Origin of the sequence: Streptococcus infantis (assembly GCF_047465185.1) — a bacterium.
Lineage (GTDB): Bacteria > Bacillota > Bacilli > Lactobacillales > Streptococcaceae > Streptococcus > Streptococcus infantis_O.
This window is the reverse complement of the sequence record NZ_JASHAJ010000001.1, coordinates 627,264-653,574: the sequence shown is the minus strand read 5'-3', so window position 1 is coordinate 653,574 and position 26,311 is coordinate 627,264. Positions and strand designations below refer to the sequence as shown.

The following is a 26,311-nucleotide window of genomic DNA, read 5'->3' as shown; positions in this document are numbered from 1 at the left end:
GTATTATAATGTTTTAGAAAGAGGTTCTTATGAAAGAATTAGAAACCGTGTTAGAGCAACGTTTTGGGCTTGTTTTTTCAGATAAACAGTTACTTGAAACAGCTTTTACTCATACTAGTTATGCCAATGAGCACCGCCTCTTAAAAATTTCACACAATGAACGCTTGGAATTTTTAGGAGACGCTGTTCTGCAATTATTGATTTCAGAATATCTGTACAAAAAATATCCTAAAAAACCAGAAGGTGACCTATCTAAACTCCGTGCCATGATTGTACGTGAAGAGAGTTTGGCTGGTTTTGCCCGTGACTGCCAGTTTGACCAGTTTATCAAGCTAGGAAAGGGAGAGGAAAAATCTGGAGGCCGTAATCGAGATACCATCTTGGGAGATGCTTTCGAAGCCTTTTTGGGTGCCCTGCTTTTAGATAAGGATCTACTTACGGTAAAAGAGTTTATCTATCAGGTCATGATACCGAAGGTTGAGGCTGGTGATTTTGAGATGATTAAAGACTACAAGACTCACCTCCAAGAATTACTCCAAGTCAATGGTGATGTCGATATTCGTTATCAGGTGATTTCAGAGATTGGACCTGCCCATGATAAGATGTTTGAGGTTGAAGTCCTCGTCGAGGGTCAAAGTTTAGGTAGGGGTCAAGGACGATCTAAAAAATTGGCCGAACAAGAAGCCGCTAAAAATGCAGTTGAGGAAGGACTGGATTCATGTATTTAAAAGAAATTGAGATTCAGGGGTTTAAGTCCTTCGCTGACAAAACCAAGGTTGTCTTTGACCAAGGAGTAACAGCAGTTGTAGGACCCAATGGTTCTGGAAAATCTAACATCACAGAAAGTTTACGCTGGGCTCTTGGGGAATCCAGTGTCAAAAGTCTTCGTGGCGGGAAGATGCCAGATGTTATCTTTGCAGGAACAGAAAGTAGAAAACCATTAAACTATGCTTCTGTAGTTGTTACTCTAGATAACCAGGATGGTTTCATCAAGGATTCAGGACAGGAAATCAAGGTGGAGCGTCACATCTATCGTACGGGAGATAGTGAATACAAGATTGATGGGAAAAAAGTCCGTCTTCGTGATATTCATGATCTTTTCTTAGATACCGGACTTGGTCGCGACTCCTTCTCTATTATTTCCCAAGGGAAGGTTGAAGAAATCTTCAACTCTAAACCTGAGGAACGTCGCGCAATCTTTGAAGAAGCTGCCGGAGTTTTAAAATATAAAACTCGTCGCAAAGAGACGGAAAGCAAACTTCAACAAACTCAAGACAATTTAGACCGCTTGGAAGATATCATCTATGAGTTAGACAATCAAATCAAGCCCTTAGAAAAGCAAGCAGCAACAGCTCGTAAATTTATAGACTTGGACAGTCAGCGTAAAGGCATCTACTTAGATGTTTTAGTTGCACAAATTCAAGCCAATAAGGCTGAATTGAATCTAACAGAAGAAGAATTAAACCAAGTTCAAGAACTGTTGACTAGTTATTATCAAAAACGCGAGTCACTAGAACTTGAAAATCAATCTCTCAAGAAGCAGAGACAAGATTTACAAGCAGAGATGGCTAAAGATCAAACTAGTTTGATGGATTTGACTGCTCTAATCAGTGATTTAGAACGGAAATTGGCCTTGTCTAAACTGGAGACAGAGCAGGTTGCTCTCAATCAACAAGAGGCTCAAGCTCGTTTAGCTAGTTTGGATGAAAAGAGAAATGTTCTTATTCAAGAGAAGGAAGAAAAAGAAGCAAATCTCAGTCAGTTAGAAGAAAATCTTGCAGTCAATACCAAGGAGATCAATCGTTTAGAAGCTGAGTTAGTAGCATTTTCTGATGATCCAGATCAGATGATTGAGCAATTGCGTGAGCGCTTTGTTGCTTTCTTGCAGGAAGAAGCGGATGTCTCTAACCAATTGACACGGATTGAAAATGATCTTGAAAATAGTCGCCAACAGACTCAAAAGCAAGAAGAACAATTGGAGTCCTTGAAGGAACAATTAGCTTCTGCCAAATCTAAGGCAAGTGAACAAGAAACTGCTCTTAAATCAGCAAAAGAAAAAGTACAGACCTTGCTTGCTGACTATCAGACGAATGCTAAACAGGAAGAAGAACAAAAGCAGGCTTATCAAAGTCAGCAAAATCAACTTTTTGACCGCCTAGATAGTTTGAAAAACAAGCAGGCCAAGGCGCAAAGTCTGGAAAACATTCTTAAAAATCATAGTAATTTCTATGCGGGTGTTAAGAGTGTTCTACAAGAAAAAAATCGCCTGGGCGGTATTGTCGGAGCGGTCAGTGAACATTTAACTTTTGATGTTCGTTATCAAACAGCTCTTGAAATTGCCCTCGGTGCAAGTAGTCAACATATCATCGTTGAAGATGAACAGGCTGCGACTAAAGCTATTGATTTCCTTAAGCGAAACCGAGCTGGTCGTGCTACCTTCCTGCCTTTGACAACCATCAAGGCTCGTAGCATTTCTGGTCAGAACCAAGATGTGATTGCCTCAAGTCCAGGTTTTCTTGGAATGGCAGATGAATTGGTTACCTTTGATGCCAAGCATGAAGCTATTTTTAAAAACTTGCTAGCTACAACAGCAATCTTTGATACGGTAGAGCATGCGCGTGATGCTGCTCGTAAGGTACGTTATCAAGTTCGGATGGTAACCCTAGATGGTACAGAATTGCGTACAGGTGGTTCTTATGCTGGTGGTGCCAATCGTCAAAATAACAGCATTTTTATCAAGCCTGAATTAGAAGAGTTGCAAAAAGAAATTGCTAAGGAAGAGAAGATTCTTGGTCAGGAAGAAGAAAATCTGAAATCACTTCAAGAAAACTTGAGTGCTCTCGCTCAAACTTTGGAGACTATTAAGTCTCAAGGAGAGCAAGCTCGAATAGAGGAGCAAGGCTTATATCTGGCTTATCAACAAACTTGCCAACAAGTCGAAGAACTCGAAACACTTTTAGAACTTCAGGAGCAAGAGTTAACTAATCTCAGAGGTGGAGATTGGCAAGCTGAAAAAGAAAAATGTCAAGAACGTCTTGCAGTTATTTCAACTGAAAAGCAAAAGCTGGAGTCTGAGATTGAAGAAATCAAGTCCAATAAAAATGCGATTCAAGAACGTTATCAAAGCTTGCAGGATAAACTTTCTCAAGAACGTCTGCTCAAAACAGAAATGGTAGGGCGAAAACGTTACGAAGTTGCAGATATTGAACGGATTAACAAAGAGCTTGAATACCTTGATATGGAGCAAGATGAAATCGAACGCCTTCTCCAAGAAAAGGTAGACAATCTTGAAAAGGTTGATACGGAACTTTTGACCAAGCAGGAAAGAGAAGCCAAGAGTCAGAAGGAAGAAATTCAACAAGGGCTTATTCGTAAGCAGTTTGAGCTGGATGATATTGAAGGTCAATTGGATGATATTGCTAGTCATTTAGAACAAGCTCGTCAGCAAAATGAAGAATGGATTCGTAAGCAAACACGAGCGGAAGCGACCAAAGAGAAGATTACGGACCGCCTTCGCTATCTTCAAGGTCAACTGACTGAAGAATACCAGATTAGTTATACGGAAGCTTTAGAACAAGCCAATTCCTTAGAAGATTTGGCTATCGCTGAACAAGAGGTCAAGGATTTAGAAAAATCCATCCGTTCACTTGGTCCAGTCAATTTGGATGCCATTGAACAGTTTGACGAAGTTCACGAACGTTTGGAATTCTTAAATAGTCAGCGTGATGACATTCTTTCTGCCAAAAATCTTCTTCTTGAAACCATTATAGAAATGAATGATGAAGTGAAGGAACGATTTAAATCAACCTTTGAAGCTATTCGTGAATCCTTCAAAGTGACCTTCAAGCAGATGTTTGGTGGTGGTCAAGCGGACCTAATCCTTACCGAGGGAGATTTATTGACAGCAGGTGTTGAAATCTCTGTTCAACCGCCAGGTAAGAAAATCCAATCTCTCAACCTCATGAGTGGTGGAGAGAAGGCCTTGTCTGCCCTTGCCTTGCTTTTCTCAATCATTCGTGTCAAGACCATTCCATTTGTTATTTTGGATGAAGTAGAGGCTGCACTCGATGAAGCTAACGTTAAACGCTTTGGGGATTATCTCAATCGATTTGACAAGGATAGTCAATTTATCGTTGTTACCCACCGTAAGGGAACCATGGCAGCCGCAGACTCTATTTATGGGGTAACCATGCAAGAATCTGGTGTTTCTAAGATTGTCTCTGTTAAACTAAAAGATTTAGAAAATATGGATGCTTAGTTTGTTTTTGATACAACATTCAAGCTAAAGTATTTAGAATAACCTTCAAGAAGTCAGAAAGGTTACAAAAATAAATTGAGGAGCTTATATGGATTTTGACCTATTCCTAATGATTTGTAATTATATTGGGACTATAGCCTTTGCGGCGTCAGGAGCCATCAAAGGATTTGGTAAACGTTTAGATATTTTTGGAATTAGTTTATTGGCAATTGTAACAGCAGTAGGCGGAGGGATTTTAAGAGATTCTATTATCAGTCGTTTTCCATCCGCTCTCGCAGATCCTGGACCGATTTATGTCTCTATTCTAGTAGCTGTTATTATGTATGCCTTTGTGACATCAAAACAAGCCAATGCTAGTCAAGAAAAAAAATTCTATAAGTGGCTGAGAGAAGCTTATCTTATCTTTGATTCGATTGGATTGATTATCTTCTCTCTAATCGGGGCTACAGCCTTGGCAGATAGTAAGTTGAATTTAATGTCTGCTGGGATTTTGGCCTGTTTAACAGGTGCTGGCGGAGGTATCATCCGAGATCTCTTGATTAATGAAGTTCCAAGTGTTCTAAAAGAGGACATCTATGCCCTTCTATCTTTTGTAATTGGCGTTATTTATTACTGGTTGGCCTTTGTCCTTCACTTTCCAAGAATCACTGCTTTTATCATTCTCTCAATTGTCGGTTTTGTGATTCGACTCTGTATTATTAAGTTTAAGCTCTCTTTGCCAAATATGGATAAAAAGACTTGGAATTGATTGATGGTAGGAAAGCTCAATCACTCGATTGATAAATATTTTATAAACTACAAGTTTAATCAGGCGTCTAATCTTATATGGATTAGACGCTATTTTATTTTTGCAAATACGGGAAATATTTGATGAAATTAATATTTTTTGGTATTATATCTAAAATTTTAAATAAGATAGGAGCTACAATGAGTAATTTAAAGAATTCAGTCGATTTTATTAAAGAAATAGAGAAATTAAAGGCAGTAACAAGATTTAATAGAACTCTTGATGGAAGATTTGAAAATAGTGCCGAGCATTCTTGGCAAGGTGCTATAGCTGCTATAGTTCTTCAAGATTATTATCCTGAAAAGTTAAAAATGGAAAAAGTTATTTCTATGTTATTGATTCATGATTTAGGTGAGATTTATGCCGGAGATACTTGGGTTTTTGATGATGAAAAAAAGATTCATTCTCATGATAGAGAGTTAGAATCTATAGAAAAAACAATGAGCCTCCTTCCAGAAGATAAATATTTGAATATGAAAAATTTGTGGTTGGAATTTGAAAAAGGACAGAGTGCTGAATCAAGATATGCAAGAGTAATCGATGCATTGGTACCACTGATAAATCACTTAGAAGTGTCAGAATTAAATTATAACCCTGATAATATCAGTGCAGACATGGTATTAGATAAGAAAAAGTTCATAAAAAGTGAATCAGAAGAATTATGGAAACTGACGGAAGATTTGATTCAGGAAAGTGTGGAGAGGGGCTTATATTTTTAATAATTGGCTCTATAGATACAATAGAATATAGAGAAAGCCTTGGAATAAGCTGTTTCCAAGGCTTTTTAGCTATCAATAGATACAAGAAAGAATTGTCAGATTAGATGATTTTTATTAGATACCATTATTTTGTAAAACTCTAAACTATATGTTATTAAAGACAGATTGTATTGAGTACTGAATTATACAAAAATTACTAATGGATTGAGAATTTTGCATTTGATTATACTGTAGAGAATATTAGTCAAATAAAATTGTTTTGTTTTCACTAATGCATTTCTTATTATCATCCCAATAGTTAATACTTTCAAAGCTTCCTTTTCTTAAATAAAGCGGTAGCCTTTTTCTTATTTCATCTTGCATTGGTATTTTATCGATTTCTTTTAGATTCCACCATTTTGGCTCACCTTCGTCGGATGTGCTTAGTTCACCAGTAAACTGAGTACATAAAAAGTCATAGAAGACAAATCTCTCATTACCAATTGAATTAGTAAAGCCTGAAATTCCCTTTAATTCAAGATTTAATGCAGTGAGTCCAGTCTCTTCCTTAAGTTCCCGTAATGCAGCTTCAAAAAAACTTTCAGGGAATTCAACTTTTCCCCCCGGTGGAATCCAGCCAGGAAAATTATCGTGTTGTCTATTAAGTAATAAAATTGCTTGATTTTTCAAAACGCAAATATTAACCCAGTTTTTGATTTTTTCAGTCATATTATTAACCTCCAACAAGTATTTTTTCATATGCAAGATTATATGTCAAGAACTATATGCTATTTATGATTGTGACAAATGTATCTCAGCCAAAGATTGATAATTTTTACGCAATAGCTGATGAACTCTCAGAATAGACTTCAATCAAGAACTTTGGAAGAAAAGAGTTGAGAGGTTGGATATAAAAGAAAGTAAGCAAATCAGCCTGGCCTTTAAATTGGCCCTACGGGATTATTTATAGAAGACAAAGACGTGTCAATTCAGCGCGTCTTTTTTTACTTTTTCTATGGTATAATAGAAGATAGATTTACAACTGGAGAATAGAAGTATTTATGATTAAACTAGTCGCAACTGATATGGACGGGACTTTTTTGGATGAAGCTGGCCAATTTGATAGGGAGCGCTTAAAAGCTCTTCTCTCATCCTACAAAGAGAGAGGTATCTATTTTGCTGTAGCATCAGGACGTGGTCTTTTGTCCTTAGAGAAACATTTTGCGGATGTCAAAGATGAGATTATTTTTATTGCTGAAAATGGAAGTCTGGTTCGTTTTCATGGACAAGACCTCTATGAAGCGACTATGCCTAGAGATTTTTACTTATCAACATTTGAAAAGCTAAAGACTTCACCTTATTTTGATGAGAATAAGATGCTCTTGACTGGTAAGAAAGCTTGCTATGTTTTAGATACTGTAGATGAAACCTATCTCATGTTTAGTCATCATTACAATGAGAATATTCAAAAAGTAGCTAGTCTAGAAGATATTACCGATGAGATTTTCAAATTCACAACTAACTTTACAGAAGAGACAGTAGAAGCTGGTGAAGCTTGGGTTAATGAACATGTTCCTGGTGTTAAGGCAATGACGACAGGTTTTGAATCCATTGATATTGTTCTAGATTATGTGGACAAGGGAGTTGCGATTGTCGAATTAGCTAAGAAGTTAAATCTGAATATGGATCAAGTGATGGCCTTCGGTGACAATCTCAATGACCTTCACATGATGCAGGTTGTAGGACACCCAGTTGCGCCTGAAAATGCTCGCCCAGAGATTTTGGAACTTGCCGAAACAGTTATCGGTCACCATAAAGACCAATCAGTTATCGCTTATATGGAGGGGTTATAATGGCAGATATTAAATTAATTGCCCTAGACTTGGATGGAACCTTGCTGACGACAGACAAGAAATTGACTGATCGTACCAAGGCAACTTTAAAGGCTGCGCGTGAACAAGGGGTCAAGGTAGTCCTAACAACTGGACGTCCTCTCAAGGCTATGGATTTCTTCCTTAAAGAGCTTGGGACAGATGGTCACGATGACGAATATACTATCACATTCAACGGTGGATTGGTTCAGAAAAATACAGGTGAGATTCTTGATAAGACAGTCTTTTCAATTGATGATGTGACACGTATTTATGAAGAAACTGAAAAATTAGAAATCCCCTTAGATGCAATTTCAGAAGGAACAGTTTACCAAATTCAGTCTGATCAAGAAAGTTTATATGCTCAGTTTAACCCGGCTCTAACTTTTGTTCCAACTGCTTTTGAAGATTTGTCTAGTCAGGTAACATACAATAAATGTGTGACTGCCTTTCCTCAGGAACCTTTGGATGCAGCTATTGAGAAGATTTCACCAGAATTATACGACCAGTATGAGATTTTTAAATCACGTGAACTCTTGCTAGAATGGTCACCAAAGAATGTTCATAAGGCGACAGGATTATCTAAACTGATTGAACACCTGGGAATTGACCGAAGTCAAGTCATGGCCTGTGGAGATGAGGCTAATGATCTTTCGATGATTGAGTGGGCCGGTCTCGGTGTCGCTATGCAAAATGCTGTGCCAGCAGTTAAGGCTGTGGCAAATGTGGTAACACCAATGACTAATGACGAAGAAGCTGTCGCCTGGGCAATTGAAAAATATGTACTGAAGGAGAACTAAAGAATGGGATTATTTGACCGTTTATTTGGAAAAATAGAAGAACCTAAAATTGAAGATGTTGTCAAAGAAGCTCTAGAAAACATTGATTTATCGGATGATAGTCAGCAAACTGAGACGCTAGAATCTGAAAATATCGAAGACAAAGAGCAAGATGGGACTGTCGTAGCCGAAGAAAATGGTGAAGACTTATTTGAAGCAGGGGTTGACGAAGAAACTATTGTCGAATCAGTTAACGAAGTGAAGGTTTCTCAAGAAGAGTTAAATCAAGTCCAAGAGGCAGATAGTCCTCAAGAGGAATCGACTCATGTTGAAGATATTCCTTCAAATGATAGTGACGAGGAAGAAATTGTTCAGCCTCAATCTGACGAAGCAGAAACAGAGTTTTTTGAAGAAGAGGAAGCAAACCAAGCAATCGAAGAAACTCCTCAAGTGCAAGAGACTGTACAGGAAAAATATGACCGCAGTCTCAAGAAAACTCGTACGGGATTTGGTGCCCGTTTAAATGCCTTCTTCGCTAATTTCCGATCAGTTGATGAAGAATTCTTTGAAGAATTAGAAGAACTACTCATCATGAGTGACGTTGGTGTCCAGGTGGCTTCAAATCTTACGGAAGAATTGCGTTATGAAGCCAAGCTAGAAAATGCTAAGAAACCTGAAGCACTTCGTCGTGTTATCATCGAAAAATTGGTGGAGTTGTATGAGAAGGATGGCAACTACAACGAAAGCATTAATTTTCAAGATGGTTTGACTGTCATGCTCTTTGTAGGTGTTAATGGGGTCGGGAAAACAACTTCAATTGGTAAATTAGCTAATCGATACAAACAAGCTGGTAAAAAGGTTATGCTTGTTGCTGCTGATACCTTCCGTGCGGGTGCGGTTGCTCAGTTAGCAGAATGGGGACGTCGTGTGGATGTTCCTGTCGTTACTGGTCCTGAGAAAGCAGATCCAGCTAGCGTTGTCTTTGATGGGATGAAACGAGCAGTAGCAGAAGGTATTGATATTCTCATGATTGATACAGCTGGCCGTCTGCAAAACAAAGAAAACTTAATGGCAGAATTGGAAAAGATTGGTCGTATCATCAAACGCGTAGTGCCTGAAGCACCTCATGAAACCTTCCTAGCTCTAGATGCCTCAACTGGTCAAAATGCTCTTGTACAAGCTAAAGAATTTTCAAAAATCACTCCTTTGACAGGTATTGTATTAACCAAGATTGATGGAACTGCTCGAGGTGGTGTCGTTCTTGCTATACGTGAAGAGCTCAATATCCCTGTTAAGTTGATTGGATTTGGTGAAAAAATCGATGATATCGGTGAGTTCAACTCTGAAAACTTTATGAAGGGCCTTCTAGAAGGTTTGCTATAAAAGAAAATCCTGCAAGAATTCTTGCAGGATTGTTTTTGATTATTCTAAACGACCATCTTTACGATAGGCGATATCTGGTTGCCAGGTCCACTTAGCTCCGTATTTTTCAAGTAAATCAAAGCTAGCTTGAGGTCCCATTGTACCAGCCTTGTAGTCATGAAGTGGAGCTCCATTTTCAGCCCAAAGTTTCTCAATACGGTCAATCAATTTCCATGATGCGCTTACTTCATCCCAGTGGCTAAAGTTGGTTGAGTTATTGTTCAAAACATCATAAATCAGTTTTTCATATGGGTCTGGTGAAGCACCTGTAGCAGTCGCATCTGTTCGATAGTCAAGAGAATTTGGCGCAAGGCTAAACTCTTCACCCACCTTTTTACCGTTAAGGCTGAGAGAGAAACCTTCAGTAGGTTGGATATAGATGGTAAGCACATTTGGTGCTAGTGGTTCACCGAAAATAGAATCCATTTGTTTGAAGACAATGTTTACGTGTGTTCCTTTTTCAGTTAGGCGTTTACCTGTACGGAAGAAGAAAGGTACATCACGGAAGCGATCAGTATCTACAAAGAAGGCACCTGAAGCAAATGTTTCTGTCATAGATTCAGGGTTGACATTTGGTTCGCTACGGTAAGAAATGTACTTCATGCCATCTACTTTACCAGAACGATATTGACCACGGATGAAGTGCTCTTTAAGTTCCTCGTCTGTAGGGTGGTAAAGGTTCTTGAAGACTTTGATTTTCTCTGCGCGAATGTCATCCTTTGTAAAGCTTGCAGGCTTGTCCATAGCAAGGAGTGACAGAAGCTGAAGTGTGTGGTTTTGAACCATGTCTCGAAGGGCACCAGACTCATCATAGTAGCCACCACGCTCTTCAACACCTAGACGTTCTGCAAAGGTAATTTGCACATTATCAATATGTTCTCGATTCCAAACATTTTCAAAGATCATATTGGCAAAACGAATGGCAAAGATACTCTGAATCATCTCTTTACCAAGATAATGGTCGATACGATAGATTTGCTCTTCGTTAAAAGTAGCTAGAAGCTCTTCGTTTAGTTTGCTTGCGGTTTCATAATCCGTACCGAAAGGCTTCTCAACAATCAAACGTTCAAAGCCTTTACCGTCAACGATTTGCTCAGACTTGAGGTGTTTGGCGATGGTACCGAAGAATTGTGGTGCCATTGAGAGGAAGAAGAGCTTGTTGTGTTCAGTTTGATACTTTTCATTTAACTCAGCCTGAAGCTTACGTAATTCGATATAGTGTTCGGTATCATTAACATCGTGGCTTTGATAGTAAAAATGACTAGCAAAAGCTTGAGCCTCTTCTGCGCTATCTGCCAAGTCTAAAATAGATTCGACAACAACAGATTCGAAATATTCCTTACTCCATGGTCTACGAGCAGTTCCAATAACAGCAAAATGATCAGAAAGATTACCACATTTATAAAGTCTAAAGAGTGAAGGGTAAAGCTTGCGTTTAGCCAAATCTCCACTAGCACCAAAAATTGTAACAATAACTTTAGATGACATCCAGCTACCTAATTTCTATTTACTTTCCTAGATATCCTAGGCATGAGGAATCCCCATTTTCATACCCTTTATTTTATCATAATTTTCTAAAAAATCCAAAATTCAAATACAAGTGAGAAAAAAACTGCAAGGTTTACCTTGCAGTTTTTTAAGCATTGAGAACCTTGTCTAAAAATTCTTTTAGTCGAGGGTGTTGTGGGTTATCAAAGATTTGATCAGGTGTACCATCTTCTAGGAATTCACCGTCTGCTGTAAAGATAACTCGATTGGCAACCTTACGAGCAAATCCCATTTCATGGGTTACGATAATCATGGTCATGCCTTGTTCAGCCAACTCTTTCATAACATTCAGAACGTCGCCGACCATCTCAGGATCAAGGGCAGAAGTTGGTTCGTCAAAGAGCATGATATCTGGATTCATAGCCAAACCGCGAGCGATAGCCACACGTTGTTTTTGACCACCGGATAGACTTTCAGGATTGGCATTGGCCTTGTCAGCAAGCCCAACTTTTTCGAGGAGTTCCATACCCAATTTTTCAGCTTCAGCCTTAGTCATTAACTTATGTTCTACAGGAGCAAAAGTAATATTTTCCAATACAGTCATATGTGGAAATAGATTGAAGTGCTGGAAAACCATACCGACATTTTCACGAACATGGTCCACGTTGGTTGCTTTGTCAGTCAAATCATAACCATTAACTGTGATATGACCTTTTGTCCCCTCTTCGAGGAGATTCAAGCTACGCAAGAAAGTTGACTTACCTGACCCAGAAGGACCGATGATACAAACAACATCACCTTCGTAGAATTTTACAGAGATTCCTTTTAGAACCTTGTTTTTTCCATATTGTTTATGTAAATTATCGACATCAATTTTTAATTTTGCCATTATTGAATCCTCTTTTCTAAGCGTTTTGCTAGTCTAGTTAGAAGAGTGATAATCACAAGGTAAAAGACTGCGAGAATTGCATACATTTTGAAACTTTGGTAGTTACGAGCAATGATAATTTTACCAGTTTGGAAGAGTTCTACAAGACCGATTGCAGATACGATTGTTGTATCTTTCAATGCAATAACAAATTGGTTGACGAAGTTTGGAAGCATGAGTTTGGTTGCTTGAGGCAAGACAATCTTACGCATGGTTTTTCCATATGAAATACCAAGACTTCGACTGGCTTCCATTTGTCCAACAGGAACAGCCTTGATACCACCACGAACAATTTCAGCGATGTAGGCTGCTGAGTTTAAAGAGAGTGCAATAGTACCAGCGACAAAGTCATTGATTGGACTTTGTTGGCCTGTAAGAGACTCGATAAAGTTAGGAATACCCCAGAAAATGAAGGCTGCGAGAATCATCAATGGAATACCACGGATAACGTCAACGAAAATCTCTGAAATCAAACGGAGTGATTTATAAGGGCTGACACTAAACATACCAAAGATTATACCGATGAAAATCGCAATTACAAATGAAATAAGTGCTAATGAGAGGGTAATTCCAAGTCCGCTGAGAAGTTGTTTGTAGTTGTTTTTCAACAAGCCCCAAATAGTTGTTTCATCAGCGGTTGAACTTGTAGTAGTAGAATCGCTAGCTAAATATTTATTAAGAATCTTTTGGAATTCTCCATTTGCCTTAAGATTTGCAAGTCCTTTATTGAACTTCTCTAGCAATTCTGGATTACTTCCTTTTTTAACAGCAAAGGCAGTTTCGCCAATTGGTGTACCTGCGATTGGTGTTTTTAGTTTTTGTCCTTGACTGATAGAGTATTTAATAACAGGTTCGTCGTCCATAACGGCATCTATTGAACCGGCATTTAAACTATCATACATAGAGGCAGCATCGGAAAAAGTTTTGATCTTATAACCATATTTGCTTTGATTCTCTGTTAGGAAGGTTTGTGAAGCAGTACCGTTTTTCACACCTACAGTTTTACCGTTCAAATCTTCATAAGAAGAAATGGTACTTGATTCTTTCACACCGAGAATGGTGTTTGCTGTATAGTAAGAGTCAGAGAAATCAAAAGTTTCTTTACGAGCATCAGTCACTGACATACCTGCAATGATACCGTCTGCTTGTCCAGACTGGACTGCGTTAATAGCAGCATCAAAACCAGGATTGGTAATCTCGACCTCAAAGCCTTGGTCTTCAGCGATAGCCTTGATTAGATCCATATCGATACCAGTGTATTGATTGCTTGAGTCTTGGAAAACAAATGGTGCAAATGACGAGTCACTGGCAATGACATACTTGGTTTTCTCAGTATCAGCTTTTACTAGTCCTAATGAGAAAATAGTAAATAAAATAAGCAAACAAGCTAGAATTTTTTTCTTCATGTGATGTCTCCTTTCAGGGTATTTTCAAATTATAGCAGAAAAAATTGAATCCGGCAAATATTTTATATTTCGATGTTAGAAGATATAACATATGAATGACAAAGGTATAAAATTGGTAATCGGAAAGTCTTCCCTTTTTTATGGTAAAATAGAAGGATAGAAAATGTATATGAGGCTATTATGATAAATAGAATTACAGACAATAAATTTAAACTCGTATCTAAATACCAACCCTCTGGTGACCAACCGCAGGCTATCGAGCAGTTGGTGGATAACATCGAGGGAGGAGAAAAGGCTCAAATCCTGATGGGGGCGACTGGAACAGGGAAAACCTATACCATGAGTCAAGTGATTGCGCAAGTTAATAAGCCAACCTTGGTCATTGCCCACAATAAGACACTAGCAGGCCAGCTCTATGGGGAGTTCAAGGAATTTTTCCCAGAGAATGCTGTTGAGTACTTCGTTTCTTACTATGATTACTACCAGCCAGAAGCTTATGTGCCCTCTAGCGATACCTACATTGAAAAAGACAGCTCGGTCAATGACGAGATTGATAAATTACGCCACTCAGCAACATCAGCTTTGTTGGAGCGTAATGATGTTATCATTGTGGCATCAGTTTCTTGTATCTATGGTTTGGGTTCTCCAAAGGAATATGCTGATAGTGTGGTAAGTTTGCGTCCGGGTCTTGAGATTTCTCGAGATAAACTGCTGAACGACTTGGTAGATATCCAGTTTGAGCGCAATGACATCGACTTTCAACGGGGGAGATTCCGAGTCCGTGGGGATGTGGTGGAGATTTTCCCAGCCTCTCGTGACGAGCATGCCTTTCGTGTAGAGTTTTTTGGGGATGAGATTGACCGTATCCGTGAAGTCGAAGCTTTGACAGGGCAAGTTCTTGGTGAAGTGGACCATTTAGCAATTTTCCCAGCCACTCACTTTGTGACCAATGATGACCACATGGAAGTAGCGATTGCTAGGATCCAGGCTGAGTTGGAGGAACAATTAGCTGTTTTTGAAAAGGAAGGTAAACTCCTCGAAGCGCAACGTTTGAAACAACGGACAGAGTACGATATTGAAATGCTCCGTGAAATGGGTTATACAAATGGTGTCGAAAACTACTCACGTCACATGGATGGACGAAGCGAAGGGGAGCCTCCGTACACCCTTCTTGACTTCTTCCCTGATGATTTTTTGATTATGATTGATGAAAGTCACATGACCATGGGGCAAATCAAGGGCATGTATAATGGAGACCGTTCACGCAAGGAAATGTTGGTCAATTACGGTTTCCGTTTGCCGTCTGCCTTGGACAACCGTCCTCTTCGTCGTGAAGAGTTTGAAAGTCATGTCCACCAGATTGTCTACGTTTCAGCAACGCCTGGTGATTATGAGATGGAACAAACGGACACTGTGATTGAGCAAATCATTCGTCCGACTGGTCTTTTGGATCCAGAGGTGGAAGTGCGTCCAACCATGGGACAGATTGACGATTTGCTTGGTGAAATCAATGCCCGTGTTGAAAAGAACGAACGTACCTTTATTACAACCTTGACCAAGAAAATGGCAGAAGACTTGACGGATTACTTTAAGGAAATGGGCATCAAAGTCAAGTACATGCACTCGGATATCAAGACCTTAGAGCGGACAGAGATTATCCGAGATTTACGATTAGGAGTTTTTGATGTCTTGGTTGGAATCAATCTCCTTCGTGAAGGGATTGACGTACCTGAAGTAAGTTTAGTTGCCATTCTCGATGCTGACAAGGAAGGTTTCCTCCGTAATGAACGTGGTCTGATCCAAACCATCGGTCGTGCAGCCCGTAATAGTGAAGGACATGTGATTATGTATGCGGACACCATAACTCAGTCTATGCAAAAAGCCATTGATGAAACAGCTCGCCGCCGTAAAATCCAGATGGCTTATAATGAAGAACACGGTATTATTCCACAAACGATTAAGAAGGAAATCCGTGACCTTATTTCTGTTACCAAGACAGTTGCTAAGGAAGAAGACAAGGAAGTCGATATCAATAGCCTTAACAAACAAGAACGCAAAGAATTGGTCAAGAAACTGGAAAAACAAATGCAAGAAGCTGTCGAAGTGCTTGACTTTGAGTTGGCAGCGCAAATACGTGATATGATGTTGGAAGTCAAGGCGTTGGATTAGATAGGATAAAGCGAATGAAGATTATCATTAAAACAATGGAAACTCCTGAAGAGATAGAAGGGAAATCTCTCGTTCACTGGCAAACGTGGAGAGAGGCTTATGACGATCTTTTACCCGCGGAATTTCAGGAGACGATGACATTAGAAAGATGTCGATTCTTTAGTCAAAAATATCCAGAAAATACCTTGATTGCGATGGATGGAAAGCAGGTCGTTGGATTTATCAGCTATGGAAATTTTCGTGATGAGGCCATTCAAGCTGGTGAAATCATTGCCTTATATGTTTTAAAAGATTACTATGGAAAAGGTGTGAGTGAACAGTTAATACATGCTGCATTTGTTGCTCTCAATCATTTCTCTGAAATTTATTTATGGGTATTGAAAGATAATAAGCGAGCCATTGCTTTCTATCAAAAAATGGGTTTTACTTTTGATGGCCAAGAAAAAGTACTTGACCTTGGAAAACCTGTTAAGGAATTGCGAATGATGTGTTCTTCAAATAAAAATTCCTAAAGGACCTATCTATCAATCTTTGAACCATTATCAGCTAATCAAGTATAAAAAGTGAAATAGATAGAATGAAACAAAGAGATGAAGGTGAGAACGAATGAAAATTTTAGTCATTAATGGGCACCCTGATAGGGAAAGTTACTGTCAGGCTATTTTTCAAACCATTGTAGAAAATATTGACTCAGGTCGCCATGAGCTTGAAGTCATCAACCTTAATGAAGAGGACTTTGATCCTGTTTTACGTTATGGCTATCGAAAACGTATGGAAGAAGATTCTTTTATCCTTCGTTCCCAAGAATTAATCCAGTGGGCGGATCATCTGATCTTTGTTTATCCCATCTGGTGGAGTAGTATGCCGAGCCTTATGAAAGGTTGGATTGATCGTGTCTTTACACCGGGGATTGCCTACTCTGCTAATGATCAGGGGAGTTTTATCTGGAATTACGTCAGAGGCAAGCAGTTTAAAAAGTTATTAAAAGGGAAAACAGCCAGTATTTACGCAACCTCAATGGCACCTACTTGGTGGTACAAGATCTTTTCAGGTCCTCTCAACATTCCTGATAGTTATGGTATCTCTGTTTTGAAAAATGCCGTCTTGAACCACTGTGGGATTAAAACCAAGCGCGTCTGCATCTTAGGAGAAGTCGGCCGGGATGTGAATACCGCTAGTATGCGAGAACAGCATCTCAAAAAGGTCGCAGCAGAAGTGAAGAAACTATCATGAAACAAGAAAATAAGAGTCAGAAAAAATCAAAAAAACACCAGAAATCAAAGCGAAAGATTGGTCTACTGGACCGCATGAATCTGTGGTTTATGCAACATTCAACAATTGCCTGGATCCTTGATGCAAGCGTTCTTTTGTTTTCTACTCTAGGAATATTATGTCTATTGTACGGAACAACCCTTATTCCAAGTTCCTATCGGGAACTGCATTATAGTTTTCCACTTTTTTTAAATCTTTTTGTATTGGTGAATGCATCTTATCATACTTTCTTTCGTACCTTTAGAAAAGATTGGATTTCCTTGCGAAATTTTGCAGATATGTTTTTATATCCTAACGGAATTGCTTGTGTATTCCAGTTAACGATTGGGATGACCTCTAAAAGAGGAACAAGATTACTTCCGATATGGGCATTAGACTATCGCTATATCTGGTTTCCAATTCTTACTTATATAACCTTCTTCTTAGTGCCTGCTTTGATTATTTTAATTTCCAAGTATATTGAAAAGAAAAAAGGGAAAAAAGAAAATAAGGAAAATCCACTCAAATGAAAAAGAATAAAAGAAATTCAAATACAAAAAAGAATCTCTCAGTGAAAGAAAGTTTTCATCTTTGGCTAGATTCTCATAAATTTTTAGGATTCTTCTTGATCCTCGGTCTTATCCTAGCAATAGGACTAAGTTTGAATCTAATTTTTGAAAGTCTTCCTATTCCTTCGCCATACAGAGATATCAACTATAGTTTTCCAATATATATAAATCTTTTTTGTCTGGTCTATGGATTATTTGACTATTGGTTCCTAGACTTGACTAGGACAAGAATGACGATAAAAAGATATGCAGATTTATTTATCTATCTTAATAGTATCGGTTTAATAGTTCATCTCTTTATTGGGATTGGTGGGAAAAATAGTAAAGGGATTTTACCTTCTCTCTTATCTCTAGATCACCGCTACATCTGGTTTCCAATTCTTACTTATATAACCTTCTTCTTAGTGGCTACTTTGATCATTTTAATTTCCAAATATATTAAAAAGAAAAGGAGTTAATCATGCTAAAACATCTAACTATATTTAGGATTCTTTACCTTATGTTTCTTGTATTTGTCCTGATTCATTTTATCTTAGGCTTGTTCGGTTTTGCTTTTACACCTATTGTGTGGAACATCTGGTTATTTAGTCTTTGCCTTACTTTATTTATCCATCCGTGGACTATCTTCTATAAATCTAGAATCTTTCAATGGCATCACCTGATTTTTCAGGCTCTCAGTGGCTTTTTCGCTCTTTTAATCTGGTTGATGATATTCTTTTTTCTATCTTTTATTCCAGACTCAGCCATGCCTATCAGTATAGACTATCAAGTTAATAGTAAAGACAAAGAGATAAGGATTAATAGAGGATTTTTTCTTGATGATATTCGAGAGTATCACGACTGGATTAATCCTTTGATTATGAAATCTAAAGTTAAGTACATGATAGAAAATAACCCTTAGAAAGTGAATCCTATGTCTCGAGCACAATTAACGATTTTAACAAATATTTGTCTGATTGAAGATCTAGAAAAGCAGCGCGTTGTTATGCAGTATCGTTCGCCCGAAACCAACCACTGGTCTGGTTATGCTTTTCCAGGAGGTCATATTGAAGATGGAGAGGCCTTTGCAGAGTCTGTTATTCGTGAAATCTATGAAGAAACAGGTCTGACGATTCAAAATCCTCAACTTGTCGGCATTAAAAATTGGCCGTTAGATACAGGTGAGCGTTATATTGTCTTTTGTTATAAGGCGACTGAGTTTACTGGTACTCTACAATCATCTGAAGAAGGAGAAGTTTCCTGGGTACAAAAAGACCAGATTCCAAATTTGGATCTGGCCTATGATATGTTACCTTTGATGGAGATGATGGAAGCTCCAGACAAGTCTGAATTTTTCTACCGTCACCGTACAGAGGATGGGTGGGAAAAGAGAACCTTCTAATCTTTTACTAAATAACCAAGCTGGTCCAAGGCCTTCTCGATATAGAGGAGGTCTTGTTCGTTTTCAGCTTCGACTAGGTGATAATGGACGCCATCTGTTAATTCAGATAGGGGGCGAAAATCAGACGTCTTAACTTGGTTTAAAAAGTGCTCCACATCGCGTCTACAACTTAGTTTGAGGAGGGTTTCGATTTCCCCGTAGACAGGATGGTCAATAAGGATATTTTGAACCCGTCCTCCGTTATCAACGATAGCAAGTAATTCTTGCCCCATATCTTCCTCTTTATGTTTGACCTTAAAGAGTTTATGAACAAAAGAATTGGCTTTGTTTTCTTTATAGATATACCCACGATTGGTTGATAGGATAGGAGCACCATCTGCACGAAGCACAGCTATATCCTGAACAATAATCTGACGAGTTACATGAAAATGTTCTGCTAAGCTTTGTCCGTTTAGAGGTTTTGGAGCTTCTTTTAAGAGTTGTAAAAGGGTTTCTTTTCTATTTTTTGTCATAGTCTCTTTCTTAATGGCGTTTTTTTAGTGCTTTATAAACAGCTAATGCTAAGTAATAGTCTATCATACTATGAACAATAGTTCCAAAACCAACTAATACAAAGAGAACATAGAACATATTTTTTAGGTCTGTTCCTGTACTAGCATAGAAGATGATACAAGCAAAGACTTCGGCGATAGCATGTACTAAACCAAGTACAAAGTTAAAAATCAAGGAAGATTTCTTGTTGTCCAAGGTTTGAGGATGTTTTTGAAGGTAGAAAGCTCCCAGGGTTCCAAAGAAGATATGAGAAAAAGCTCGAAGTACGATAACAATCGGATAACCGGATAGTAAGAATCCAATACTAGAAGCAATAATGACAAAAATAGCCATCCATGGAGAGAGAAACATAGCAATGAAGATGGCCACGTGGCTTCCAAGAGTGTAGGAAGCGGGAGGAATAACGATTTTAAATGGCATCACTATAGGAATCAAAATAGCGATAGCGGTTAGCAATGCGGTTACAGTCATGAATTGGGTTTTCTTTTTTGTATTCATAATAACTCCTTTTTCTGTATATACAGTTGTATAGTACACTAAAATTTTAAACTAGTCAAGGAGCAAATTGCATTTCTGGAGAAAAATCGTTAAAATATAGTAAATAATCTTATTAAAAGTGGAGAGTTGAGATGGTAGATATTCTTTACCCGATTTTTGTCATTTATTATACATCTAAGCTGAAGAAAACTGGATTACGAGTATCAAAATTTACCGCATTTTCAGCCTATAGTTTCTTAATGATTTCGATAATAAGAATCGCATTTGGTTCCTTAGCTCTGATTGTTTTATCGATACCCATATTCGGATTCCTCTATTTCAGTATCATAGGACTCATTCTTTATCACATTAGCATTATTTATGGCATAATCCTACTTTTCTTGTCATTAACTTTTTTCTTAGACAGTCAAAAATCTAATCAGGACATTCAAACTACGGAAAATACTCCATTCATATTTCATGTGTTAATGTTGTTCTTTCATGCGCTCTTAATCTATAATACCTTGGTACCAATCTTTTCCATTTACTAAGAAAATATTTAAATATTCTTCTCTAAGTGGCAGTAGAATTGAGAAAAAACTTAAATTTTTTTAAAAAATACTTGCTTTGATAGAATTCTTGTGATATACTTATAAACGGTTTGAAAAAACTGCCTAAGACAGTAGGGGAGCAAGACTCATAAATATCCTACCGAGGACAAAACGTATCATGTAAAAAGAAGCGTATTGTACTTTCGTGTCTAGGTTTGGGCGCGTTTTTCTTTTGGAAAAATTCCCCAAGCAAAATAATTACGGAGGTGAACACACTAATGAGTGAAGCAATTATTGCTAAGAAAGCGGAACTAGTTGACGTAGTGGCTGAGAAAATGAAAGCTGCTGCATCAATCGTCGTTGTAGACGCTCGTGGTTTGACAGTTGAGCAAGATACAGTTCTTCGTCGTGAGCTTCGTGGAAGCGAAGTTGAGTATAAAGTTATTAAAAACTCAATCTTACGTCGTGCAGCTGAACAAGCTGGACTTGAAGATCTTGCATCTGTTTTTGTTGGACCATCTGCAGTAGCATTTTCTAACGAAGATGTTATCGCACCAGCGAAAATCTTGAACGACTTTGCTAAAAACGCTGAAGCACTTGAAATCAAAGGTGGTGCAATCGAAGGCGCTGTCGCATCAAAAGAAGAGATTCTTGCTCTTGCAACTCTTCCAAACCGCGAAGGACTTCTTTCTATGCTCCTTTCTGTACTTCAAGCGCCAGTGCGCAACGTTGCTCTTGCAGTCAAAGCGGTTGCAGACAACAAAGAAGACGCAGCTTAATCATAAGCTACGCAGCGTAGCCTAGCTACAAAAAAACAAAATTTAATTTAAACTTATTTGGAGGAAATAACAATGGCATTGAACATTGAAAACATTATTGCTGAAATTAAAGAAGCTTCAATCCTTGAATTGAACGACCTTGTAAAAGCTATCGAAGAAGAATTTGGTGTAACTGCAGCTGCTCCTGTAGCTGTTGCTGCAGCTGGTGCTGCTGACGCTGGTGCTGCTAAAGACTCATTTGACGTTGAATTGACAGCTGCTGGTGACAAAAAAGTTGGCGTTATCAAAGTTGTACGTGAAATCACTGGTCTTGGACTTAAAGAAGCTAAAGAACTTGTTGATGGTGCACCAGGTGTCATCAAAGAAGGCGTTCCAACTGCAGAAGCTGAAGAAATCAAAGCTAAATTGGAAGAAGCTGGAGCTTCAGTTACTCTTAAATAATAGAGCGACTACATTTGTAGCTTAAAAACATGATTAAACCGCTATTCTTAGGAGTAGCGGTTTTTCTTTTTGTTCAAAAAGGGGCATGAAAGGGGATGACTTTAGATTAGTATTTCTATTTTAGGTGAATTATTGGAGATTCCTTAAGAAAAAAATTTACTTTTTAATTGCATTTTGTTATAATAGACGCAAGAAAGAATATCTTATCGGTAGATCTTAAGCGAGCCTGAGATAGTGAGAGTCAGGTGATTGAGTGATAAGTGTGGCGCTTTTGGTAGTATTTTCAAAAACAATGAAGTAATAAATTAGGGTGGAACCGCGTTTCTGACGCCCCTAGTCGCAAGGCTTGGGTGTTGAAATTCGGTTCTTTTTGAATTCGTCTAATGCCTAAGTAGAAAGGAGTACAATGCTTAAAGGATCTTGTTTATGTAAAGCAGTGACTTACACTCTGGATGAGGAATTATCTGAATTAGTTTTTTGCCACTGTTCATTCTGTCGGAAAGCAACTGCGTCTGCCTATACAGTTAATGCCAAAGTTAGTAGTAAAAATCTAGTATTGCATGGAAAAGAAAAGCTTGTTACGTATAGTTCTTCTCCAGGAAAACAGCGTTATTACTGCCAGAACTGTCATAGTCAAATTTTCACTGTTCAAGAAAATATACCAGAAGTCTGTGCTTTGAAATTAGGTACAATAGATGAATGCGATCAGAATTTACAAACTGTTCCTAAACGTCATATTTTTCAGGACCCAGCCTTTTCTTGGTTGCTTGATAAATAAATATAAGAAGATAATATAAATTAAAGGAGAAAACAATGTCTAAAAAATTGACTTTCCACTGTGTCAGTGGCAGAGACCTCCTTACAGTCGGACTGCCCCACGCTCAGCACTAAGGTGCCTGAGCTAGACGCAGTACTAACTCGTCTTGCCTCGTATAATCGACGAGGCAGACTCGTGTCGCAAGAAATCATTTTTAATTAAGGAGTATTCAATGTCTAAGAAATTAACATTTCAAGAAATAATTTTGACTTTGCAACAATACTGGAATGATCAGGGTTGTATGCTTATGCAGGCTTATGATAACGAAAAAGGTGCGGGAACTATGAGTCCTTATACTTTCCTTCGTGCCATTGGTCCTGAGCCATGGAATGCAGCTTATGTAGAGCCATCACGTCGTCCTGCTGACGGTCGTTACGGAGAAAACCCAAATCGTCTCTACCAACACCACCAATTCCAAGTGGTTATGAAGCCATCTCCATCAAATATCCAAGAGCTCTACCTTGAGTCTTTGGAAAAATTGGGCATCAACCCATTGGAACACGATATTCGTTTCGTTGAAGATAACTGGGAAAACCCATCAACTGGATCTGCAGGTCTTGGTTGGGAAGTTTGGCTTGACGGTATGGAAATCACACAGTTTACTTATTTCCAACAGGTCGGTGGCTTGGCAACTGGTCCTGTAACTGCTGAGGTGACTTATGGATTGGAACGCTTAGCTTCTTATATCCAAGAAGTAGATTCTGTTTACGATATTGAGTGGGCTCCAGGAGTTAAATACGGAGAAATCTTCCTTCAACCTGAATATGAGCACTCAAAATACAGCTTTGAAGTTTCAGACCAAGACATGCTTCTTGAAAACTTCGAGAGGTTTGAAAAAGAAGCAGGACGTGCTTTGGAGTTGGGGCTTGTTCACCCAGCCTACGACTATGTTTTGAAATGTTCACATACCTTTAACTTACTCGACGCTCGTGGAGCGGTATCCGTTACAGAACGTGCTGGGTATATCGCTCGAATCCGTAACTTGGCCCGTGTAGTAGCTAAGACCTTCGTAGCAGAACGTAAGAAACTCGGTTACCCACTGCTAGACGAAGCAACCCGTGCAAAACTCCTAGCAGAAGAGGAAGAATAAAGAGAGTATATTAAATAGGATTTGGTTATAGAGCAATCCTACAGAACCAGTTGCCGCAGTGATAGAGGTATCATTAAAGAAACTAACGATACCAGGCAAAATTGGAGACCTTAGGCTCCAATTTTAGCAATGAAACGACGCAGTCGGTTGCTTGCGTGCCAATCACATAAGGCAAACTGGCAAAAAAGATATTTTTCGGAGAAAAAACATGACAAAAAACTTATTAGTAGAACTAGGACTCGAAGAGTTACCAGCCTACGTTGTCACACCAAGTGAAAAACAACTAGGTGAAAAAATGGCAGCCTTCTTGGATGAAAATCGCCTTTCATACGAAGGAATTCAAACTTTCTCAACTCCACGTCGTTTGGCTGTTCGTGTACTTGGTTTAGCAGACCAACAAACAGATTTGACTGAAGATTTTAAAGGACCTTCTAAGAAAATTGCTTTAGATGCAGAAGGAAACTTTTCTAAAGCAGCACAAGGTTTTGTCCGTGGAAAAGGCTTGACTGTAGATGACATTGAATTCCGTGAAATCAAAGGTGAAGAATATGTCTACGTAACCAAGCATGAAGCTGGAAAACCAGCTGAGGAAGTATTGACAGGAATTCCAGAAGTCTTGGCTAGCTTAAGTTTCCCTGTTAGCATGCATTGGGCAAACAATACTTTTGAATATATCCGTCCAGTCCACACTTTGACAGTACTTTTGGATGATGAAGCTCTTGAACTAGATTTCTTAGATATTCATTCAGGCAGAGTGAGTCGAGGACATCGTTTCCTTGGTCATGAAGTAGAAATTCGTCATGCTGATAGTTACGAAGAAGACTTACGCAAAGTCTATGTCATTGCTGATAGCATTGAACGTGAAAATATGATTCGCGAACAAATTAAGGAAATTGAAGCAGAACAAGGCGTTCAAGTACAGATTGATGAAGGACTTTTAAACGAAGTCTTAAACTTGGTCGAATATCCAACCGCTTTTATGGGTAATTTTGATCCTAAATACCTAGAAGTTCCAGAAGAAGTTTTAGTAACTTCAATGGAAACTCATCAACGTTATTTTGTTGTCCGTGATCTTGAAGGAAATCTAAAACCAAACTTCATTTCAGTTCGTAACGGAAATGCTGAACACTTGGAAAATGTCATTCGAGGAAATGAGAAAGTTTTGGTTGCCCGCTTGGAAGATGGAGAATTCTTCTGGCGTGAAGACCAAAAACTCAAGATTGAAGATTTAGTTGCTAAACTTTCACACGTTACCTTCCATGAAAAGATTGGATCACTTCGTGAACACATGATTCGTACAGGGCAAATTGCTATCCTGCTGGCAGAAAAAGCTGGTCTATCAGTTGATGAATCTATTGATCTTGCTCGTGCTGCAGCCATTTATAAATTTGACCTCTTAACCGGTATGGTTGGTGAATTTGATGAGCTTCAAGGGATCATGGGTGAGAAGTATGCGCTTCTTGCAGGTGAAAATGCTACAGTGGCGCAAGCTATTCGAGAACACTACCTTCCAGACTCAGCAGACGGAGCTCTTCCTGAATCTAAAGTTGGAGCAATACTTGCACTAGCCGATAAATTGGATACTCTCTTATCTTTCTTCTCTGTTGGTTTGATTCCATCTGGTTCAAACGACCCTTATGCCCTTCGTCGTGCAACACAAGGGATTGTTCGAATCTTAGAAGACTTTGGATGGAATATTCCAATGGACGAGTTGATTGCTAGTCTTTATGCTTTATCGTTTGATAGTTTAACTTACGATAACCAAGAAGAAGTGCTTAACTTCATCAAAGCTCGTGTTGATAAGATGATGGGTTCTACTGCAAAAGATATTAAAGAAGCTGTTCTCGCAAGTTCAAACTTTGTTGTCTCTGATATGATTGAAGCAGCAGAAGCTCTTTCAGAAGCTGCGAAAACTGAAGATTACAAATCATCAGTTGAGTCATTATCTCGTGCCTTTAACCTAGCGGAAAAAGCAGAAGGCTCAGTCAAAGTTGATACTAGCCTCTTTGAAAATGAACAGGAAAAAGAACTAGCTCAAGCTGTCGAAAGTCTTGAATTGAAAGGTTCAGCAAGCGATAAATTAACACAACTATTTGCTCTTAGTCCAGTGATTGATGCATTCTTTGACAATACCATGGTTATGGCAGAGGATATTGATGTTAAGAATAATCGTTTGGCTATTCTAGCTGAACTTGTCAATAAAGCAAAAACAGTGGCTGCTTTTAACCTTCTTAATACAAAATAGTAATTGAAAAGTAGATTGGAGGTCCAAATATGACACCAGAAAAAATCGCTCGTATTAATGAACTTGCTAAAAAGAAAAAAACAGAAGGCTTGACTGCGGAAGAAAAAGTAGAACAAGCCAAACTTCGTGAAGAATACATCGAAGGCTATCGTCGTTCAGTTCGTCATCACATTGAAGGAATCAAAATCGTCGATGAAGATGGTAATGATGTGACTCCTGAAAAACTTCGTCAAGTACAACGCGAAAAAGGTTTACATGGCCGTAGTCTTGATGATCCGAATTCATAAATAAAAAAATCTCGGTTTGTGAGTGCGAACCGAGATTTCTATTATAAAAAAGGAACCCAAAATGG

At 38.6% G+C, this 26,311-nt stretch carries 26 protein-coding genes and 1 other annotated feature; of the genes, 20 read left to right on the top strand and 6 right to left on the bottom strand.

The genetic code is table 11. The features are described from left to right. Window positions 1–29: 29 nt before the first annotated feature. From rnc to QM382_RS03270, 4 genes are all read left to right on the top strand, one after another. Window positions 30–728, top strand: coding sequence for a ribonuclease III (rnc, locus tag QM382_RS03285; protein ID WP_006148257.1), 699 nt, complete (start codon window positions 30–32; stop codon window positions 726–728). After that, window positions 719–4,258, top strand: a complete 3,540-nt coding sequence (smc, locus tag QM382_RS03280; protein WP_414272425.1) for a chromosome segregation protein SMC — start codon at window positions 719–721, stop codon at window positions 4,256–4,258. Before rnc ends, smc begins: the two co-directional genes overlap by 10 nt. A gap of 88 nt (window positions 4,259–4,346) precedes the next feature. Further along, on the top strand, window positions 4,347–5,006 hold the full coding sequence (locus QM382_RS03275; protein WP_006148259.1) for a trimeric intracellular cation channel family protein: 660 nt from the start codon (window positions 4,347–4,349) through the stop codon (window positions 5,004–5,006). 179 nt (window positions 5,007–5,185) lie between these two features. Continuing rightward, window positions 5,186–5,764 (top strand): HD domain-containing protein, encoded by a 579-nt coding sequence (locus QM382_RS03270; RefSeq protein ID WP_414272465.1) that lies wholly within the window; start codon window positions 5,186–5,188, stop codon window positions 5,762–5,764. 240 nt (window positions 5,765–6,004) lie between these two features. On the opposite strand, the gene QM382_RS03265 is transcribed toward QM382_RS03270, so the two are convergent. Then, window positions 6,005–6,472 (bottom strand): 8-oxo-dGTP diphosphatase, encoded by a 468-nt coding sequence (locus QM382_RS03265; RefSeq protein WP_414272424.1) that lies wholly within the window; start codon window positions 6,470–6,472, stop codon window positions 6,005–6,007. 332 nt (window positions 6,473–6,804) lie between these two features. On the opposite strand from QM382_RS03265, the gene QM382_RS03260 reads away from it, so the two are divergent. The 3 genes from QM382_RS03260 to ftsY are packed head-to-tail and all read left to right on the top strand — an operon-like array spanning window position 6,805 to window position 9,776. Beyond that, window positions 6,805–7,596, top strand: a complete 792-nt coding sequence (locus tag QM382_RS03260; protein WP_414272423.1) for a Cof-type HAD-IIB family hydrolase — start codon at window positions 6,805–6,807, stop codon at window positions 7,594–7,596. Next, a complete protein-coding gene (locus tag QM382_RS03255; protein WP_414272422.1) occupies window positions 7,596–8,414 on the top strand; it encodes a Cof-type HAD-IIB family hydrolase in 819 nt (272 codons plus the stop codon). The genes QM382_RS03260 and QM382_RS03255 overlap by 1 nt, the downstream gene beginning before the upstream one ends. A 3-nt stretch (window positions 8,415–8,417) precedes the next feature. Next, on the top strand, window positions 8,418–9,776 hold the full coding sequence (gene ftsY / locus QM382_RS03250) for a signal recognition particle-docking protein FtsY (RefSeq protein ID WP_414272421.1): 1,359 nt from the start codon (window positions 8,418–8,420) through the stop codon (window positions 9,774–9,776). 39 nt (window positions 9,777–9,815) lie between these two features. On the opposite strand, the gene zwf is transcribed toward ftsY, so the two are convergent. The 3 genes from zwf to QM382_RS03235 all read right to left on the bottom strand — a co-directional run bounded on the left by zwf (window position 9,816) and on the right by QM382_RS03235 (window position 13,637). Then, window positions 9,816–11,303: a glucose-6-phosphate dehydrogenase gene (gene zwf / locus QM382_RS03245; RefSeq protein ID WP_414272420.1), complete on the bottom strand. Its 1,488-nt coding sequence runs from the start codon at window positions 11,301–11,303 to the stop codon at window positions 9,816–9,818. A gap of 148 nt (window positions 11,304–11,451) precedes the next feature. Then, the gene (locus tag QM382_RS03240) at window positions 11,452–12,192 is read right to left on the bottom strand and encodes an amino acid ABC transporter ATP-binding protein (protein WP_414272419.1); all 741 of its coding nucleotides are present in this window, start codon (window positions 12,190–12,192) and stop codon (window positions 11,452–11,454) included. Next, window positions 12,192–13,637: an amino acid ABC transporter substrate-binding protein/permease gene (locus QM382_RS03235; RefSeq protein ID WP_414272418.1), complete on the bottom strand. Its 1,446-nt coding sequence runs from the start codon at window positions 13,635–13,637 to the stop codon at window positions 12,192–12,194. The genes QM382_RS03240 and QM382_RS03235 overlap by 1 nt, the downstream gene beginning before the upstream one ends. A gap of 180 nt (window positions 13,638–13,817) precedes the next feature. Here QM382_RS03235 and uvrB point away from each other — a divergent pair, with 180 nt between their 5' ends. From uvrB to QM382_RS03200, 7 genes are all read left to right on the top strand, one after another. Continuing rightward, a complete protein-coding gene (uvrB, locus tag QM382_RS03230) occupies window positions 13,818–15,806 on the top strand; it encodes an excinuclease ABC subunit UvrB (RefSeq protein WP_414272417.1) in 1,989 nt (662 codons plus the stop codon). 14 nt (window positions 15,807–15,820) lie between these two features. Then, window positions 15,821–16,318, top strand: a complete 498-nt coding sequence (locus tag QM382_RS03225) for an N-acetyltransferase family protein (RefSeq protein WP_414272416.1) — start codon at window positions 15,821–15,823, stop codon at window positions 16,316–16,318. Between the two features lie 94 nt (window positions 16,319–16,412). Continuing rightward, a complete protein-coding gene (locus tag QM382_RS03220) occupies window positions 16,413–17,039 on the top strand; it encodes an NAD(P)H-dependent oxidoreductase (protein ID WP_414272415.1) in 627 nt (208 codons plus the stop codon). Beyond that, window positions 17,036–17,587, top strand: coding sequence for a hypothetical protein (locus QM382_RS03215; protein WP_414272414.1), 552 nt, complete (start codon window positions 17,036–17,038; stop codon window positions 17,585–17,587). The genes QM382_RS03220 and QM382_RS03215 overlap by 4 nt, the downstream gene beginning before the upstream one ends. Then, window positions 17,584–18,084 carry a hypothetical protein gene (locus tag QM382_RS03210; RefSeq protein WP_414272413.1) on the top strand — a complete coding sequence of 167 codons (501 nt, stop codon included), beginning with the start codon at window positions 17,584–17,586 and terminating at the stop codon, window positions 18,082–18,084. The genes QM382_RS03215 and QM382_RS03210 overlap by 4 nt, the downstream gene beginning before the upstream one ends. Window positions 18,085–18,086: 2 nt before the next feature. Next, window positions 18,087–18,527, top strand: a complete 441-nt coding sequence (locus QM382_RS03205) for a hypothetical protein (RefSeq protein WP_414272412.1) — start codon at window positions 18,087–18,089, stop codon at window positions 18,525–18,527. Between the two features lie 12 nt (window positions 18,528–18,539). Continuing rightward, the gene (locus QM382_RS03200) at window positions 18,540–19,007 is read left to right on the top strand and encodes an 8-oxo-dGTP diphosphatase (RefSeq protein WP_414272411.1); all 468 of its coding nucleotides are present in this window, start codon (window positions 18,540–18,542) and stop codon (window positions 19,005–19,007) included. Here QM382_RS03200 and QM382_RS03195 read toward each other — a convergent pair. Then, the gene (locus QM382_RS03195) at window positions 19,004–19,519 is read right to left on the bottom strand and encodes a transcription repressor NadR (protein ID WP_178895130.1); all 516 of its coding nucleotides are present in this window, start codon (window positions 19,517–19,519) and stop codon (window positions 19,004–19,006) included. The genes QM382_RS03200 and QM382_RS03195 overlap by 4 nt on opposite strands. 10 nt (window positions 19,520–19,529) lie before the next feature. Further along, window positions 19,530–20,057: an ECF transporter S component gene (locus tag QM382_RS03190; protein ID WP_414272410.1), complete on the bottom strand. Its 528-nt coding sequence runs from the start codon at window positions 20,055–20,057 to the stop codon at window positions 19,530–19,532. Between the two features lie 634 nt (window positions 20,058–20,691). Continuing rightward, window positions 20,692–20,827 (top strand) — a sequence feature (ribosomal protein L10 leader region). Window positions 20,828–20,865: 38 nt separating this feature from the next. On the opposite strand from QM382_RS03190, the gene rplJ reads away from it, so the two are divergent. From rplJ to QM382_RS03160, 6 genes are all read left to right on the top strand, one after another. After that, window positions 20,866–21,366, top strand: a complete 501-nt coding sequence (rplJ, locus tag QM382_RS03185) for a 50S ribosomal protein L10 (protein ID WP_045615818.1) — start codon at window positions 20,866–20,868, stop codon at window positions 21,364–21,366. Window positions 21,367–21,438: 72 nt separating this feature from the next. Further along, window positions 21,439–21,807 carry a 50S ribosomal protein L7/L12 gene (gene rplL / locus QM382_RS03180; RefSeq protein WP_001196964.1) on the top strand — a complete coding sequence of 123 codons (369 nt, stop codon included), beginning with the start codon at window positions 21,439–21,441 and terminating at the stop codon, window positions 21,805–21,807. Between the two features lie 406 nt (window positions 21,808–22,213). Next, window positions 22,214–22,585: a GFA family protein gene (locus QM382_RS03175; RefSeq protein ID WP_003097717.1), complete on the top strand. Its 372-nt coding sequence runs from the start codon at window positions 22,214–22,216 to the stop codon at window positions 22,583–22,585. 211 nt (window positions 22,586–22,796) lie between these two features. Next, the gene (gene glyQ / locus QM382_RS03170) at window positions 22,797–23,714 is read left to right on the top strand and encodes a glycine--tRNA ligase subunit alpha (protein ID WP_414272409.1); all 918 of its coding nucleotides are present in this window, start codon (window positions 22,797–22,799) and stop codon (window positions 23,712–23,714) included. 208 nt (window positions 23,715–23,922) lie between these two features. After that, window positions 23,923–25,959, top strand: coding sequence for a glycine--tRNA ligase subunit beta (gene glyS / locus QM382_RS03165; protein ID WP_414272408.1), 2,037 nt, complete (start codon window positions 23,923–23,925; stop codon window positions 25,957–25,959). A 29-nt stretch (window positions 25,960–25,988) separates the two neighbouring features. Then, window positions 25,989–26,246, top strand: coding sequence for a DUF896 family protein (locus QM382_RS03160; RefSeq protein WP_000187071.1), 258 nt, complete (start codon window positions 25,989–25,991; stop codon window positions 26,244–26,246). The last annotated feature ends 65 nt before the right edge of the window (window positions 26,247–26,311 follow it).

What these genes read in the sequence shown, in the direction of transcription:
- rnc (WP_006148257.1), top strand. Translation starts at nt 30, where the DNA reads ATGAAAGAATTAGAAACCGTGTTAGAGCAACGTTTTGGGCTTGTTTTT.
- smc (WP_414272425.1), top strand. Translation starts at nt 719, where the DNA reads ATGTATTTAAAAGAAATTGAGATTCAGGGGTTTAAGTCCTTCGCTGAC.
- QM382_RS03275 (WP_006148259.1), top strand. Translation starts at nt 4,347, where the DNA reads ATGGATTTTGACCTATTCCTAATGATTTGTAATTATATTGGGACTATA.
- QM382_RS03270 (WP_414272465.1), top strand. Translation starts at nt 5,186, where the DNA reads ATGAGTAATTTAAAGAATTCAGTCGATTTTATTAAAGAAATAGAGAAA.
- QM382_RS03265 (WP_414272424.1), bottom strand. Translation starts at nt 6,472, where the DNA reads ATGACTGAAAAAATCAAAAACTGGGTTAATATTTGCGTTTTGAAAAAT.
- QM382_RS03260 (WP_414272423.1), top strand. Translation starts at nt 6,805, where the DNA reads ATGATTAAACTAGTCGCAACTGATATGGACGGGACTTTTTTGGATGAA.
- QM382_RS03255 (WP_414272422.1), top strand. Translation starts at nt 7,596, where the DNA reads ATGGCAGATATTAAATTAATTGCCCTAGACTTGGATGGAACCTTGCTG.
- ftsY (WP_414272421.1), top strand. Translation starts at nt 8,418, where the DNA reads ATGGGATTATTTGACCGTTTATTTGGAAAAATAGAAGAACCTAAAATT.
- zwf (WP_414272420.1), bottom strand. Translation starts at nt 11,303, where the DNA reads ATGTCATCTAAAGTTATTGTTACAATTTTTGGTGCTAGTGGAGATTTG.
- QM382_RS03240 (WP_414272419.1), bottom strand. Translation starts at nt 12,192, where the DNA reads ATGGCAAAATTAAAAATTGATGTCGATAATTTACATAAACAATATGGA.
- QM382_RS03235 (WP_414272418.1), bottom strand. Translation starts at nt 13,637, where the DNA reads ATGAAGAAAAAAATTCTAGCTTGTTTGCTTATTTTATTTACTATTTTC.
- uvrB (WP_414272417.1), top strand. Translation starts at nt 13,818, where the DNA reads ATGATAAATAGAATTACAGACAATAAATTTAAACTCGTATCTAAATAC.
- QM382_RS03225 (WP_414272416.1), top strand. Translation starts at nt 15,821, where the DNA reads ATGAAGATTATCATTAAAACAATGGAAACTCCTGAAGAGATAGAAGGG.
- QM382_RS03220 (WP_414272415.1), top strand. Translation starts at nt 16,413, where the DNA reads ATGAAAATTTTAGTCATTAATGGGCACCCTGATAGGGAAAGTTACTGT.
- QM382_RS03215 (WP_414272414.1), top strand. Translation starts at nt 17,036, where the DNA reads ATGAAACAAGAAAATAAGAGTCAGAAAAAATCAAAAAAACACCAGAAA.
- QM382_RS03210 (WP_414272413.1), top strand. Translation starts at nt 17,584, where the DNA reads ATGAAAAAGAATAAAAGAAATTCAAATACAAAAAAGAATCTCTCAGTG.
- QM382_RS03205 (WP_414272412.1), top strand. Translation starts at nt 18,087, where the DNA reads ATGCTAAAACATCTAACTATATTTAGGATTCTTTACCTTATGTTTCTT.
- QM382_RS03200 (WP_414272411.1), top strand. Translation starts at nt 18,540, where the DNA reads ATGTCTCGAGCACAATTAACGATTTTAACAAATATTTGTCTGATTGAA.
- QM382_RS03195 (WP_178895130.1), bottom strand. Translation starts at nt 19,519, where the DNA reads ATGACAAAAAATAGAAAAGAAACCCTTTTACAACTCTTAAAAGAAGCT.
- QM382_RS03190 (WP_414272410.1), bottom strand. Translation starts at nt 20,057, where the DNA reads ATGAATACAAAAAAGAAAACCCAATTCATGACTGTAACCGCATTGCTA.
- rplJ (WP_045615818.1), top strand. Translation starts at nt 20,866, where the DNA reads ATGAGTGAAGCAATTATTGCTAAGAAAGCGGAACTAGTTGACGTAGTG.
- rplL (WP_001196964.1), top strand. Translation starts at nt 21,439, where the DNA reads ATGGCATTGAACATTGAAAACATTATTGCTGAAATTAAAGAAGCTTCA.
- QM382_RS03175 (WP_003097717.1), top strand. Translation starts at nt 22,214, where the DNA reads ATGCTTAAAGGATCTTGTTTATGTAAAGCAGTGACTTACACTCTGGAT.
- glyQ (WP_414272409.1), top strand. Translation starts at nt 22,797, where the DNA reads ATGTCTAAGAAATTAACATTTCAAGAAATAATTTTGACTTTGCAACAA.
- glyS (WP_414272408.1), top strand. Translation starts at nt 23,923, where the DNA reads ATGACAAAAAACTTATTAGTAGAACTAGGACTCGAAGAGTTACCAGCC.
- QM382_RS03160 (WP_000187071.1), top strand. Translation starts at nt 25,989, where the DNA reads ATGACACCAGAAAAAATCGCTCGTATTAATGAACTTGCTAAAAAGAAA.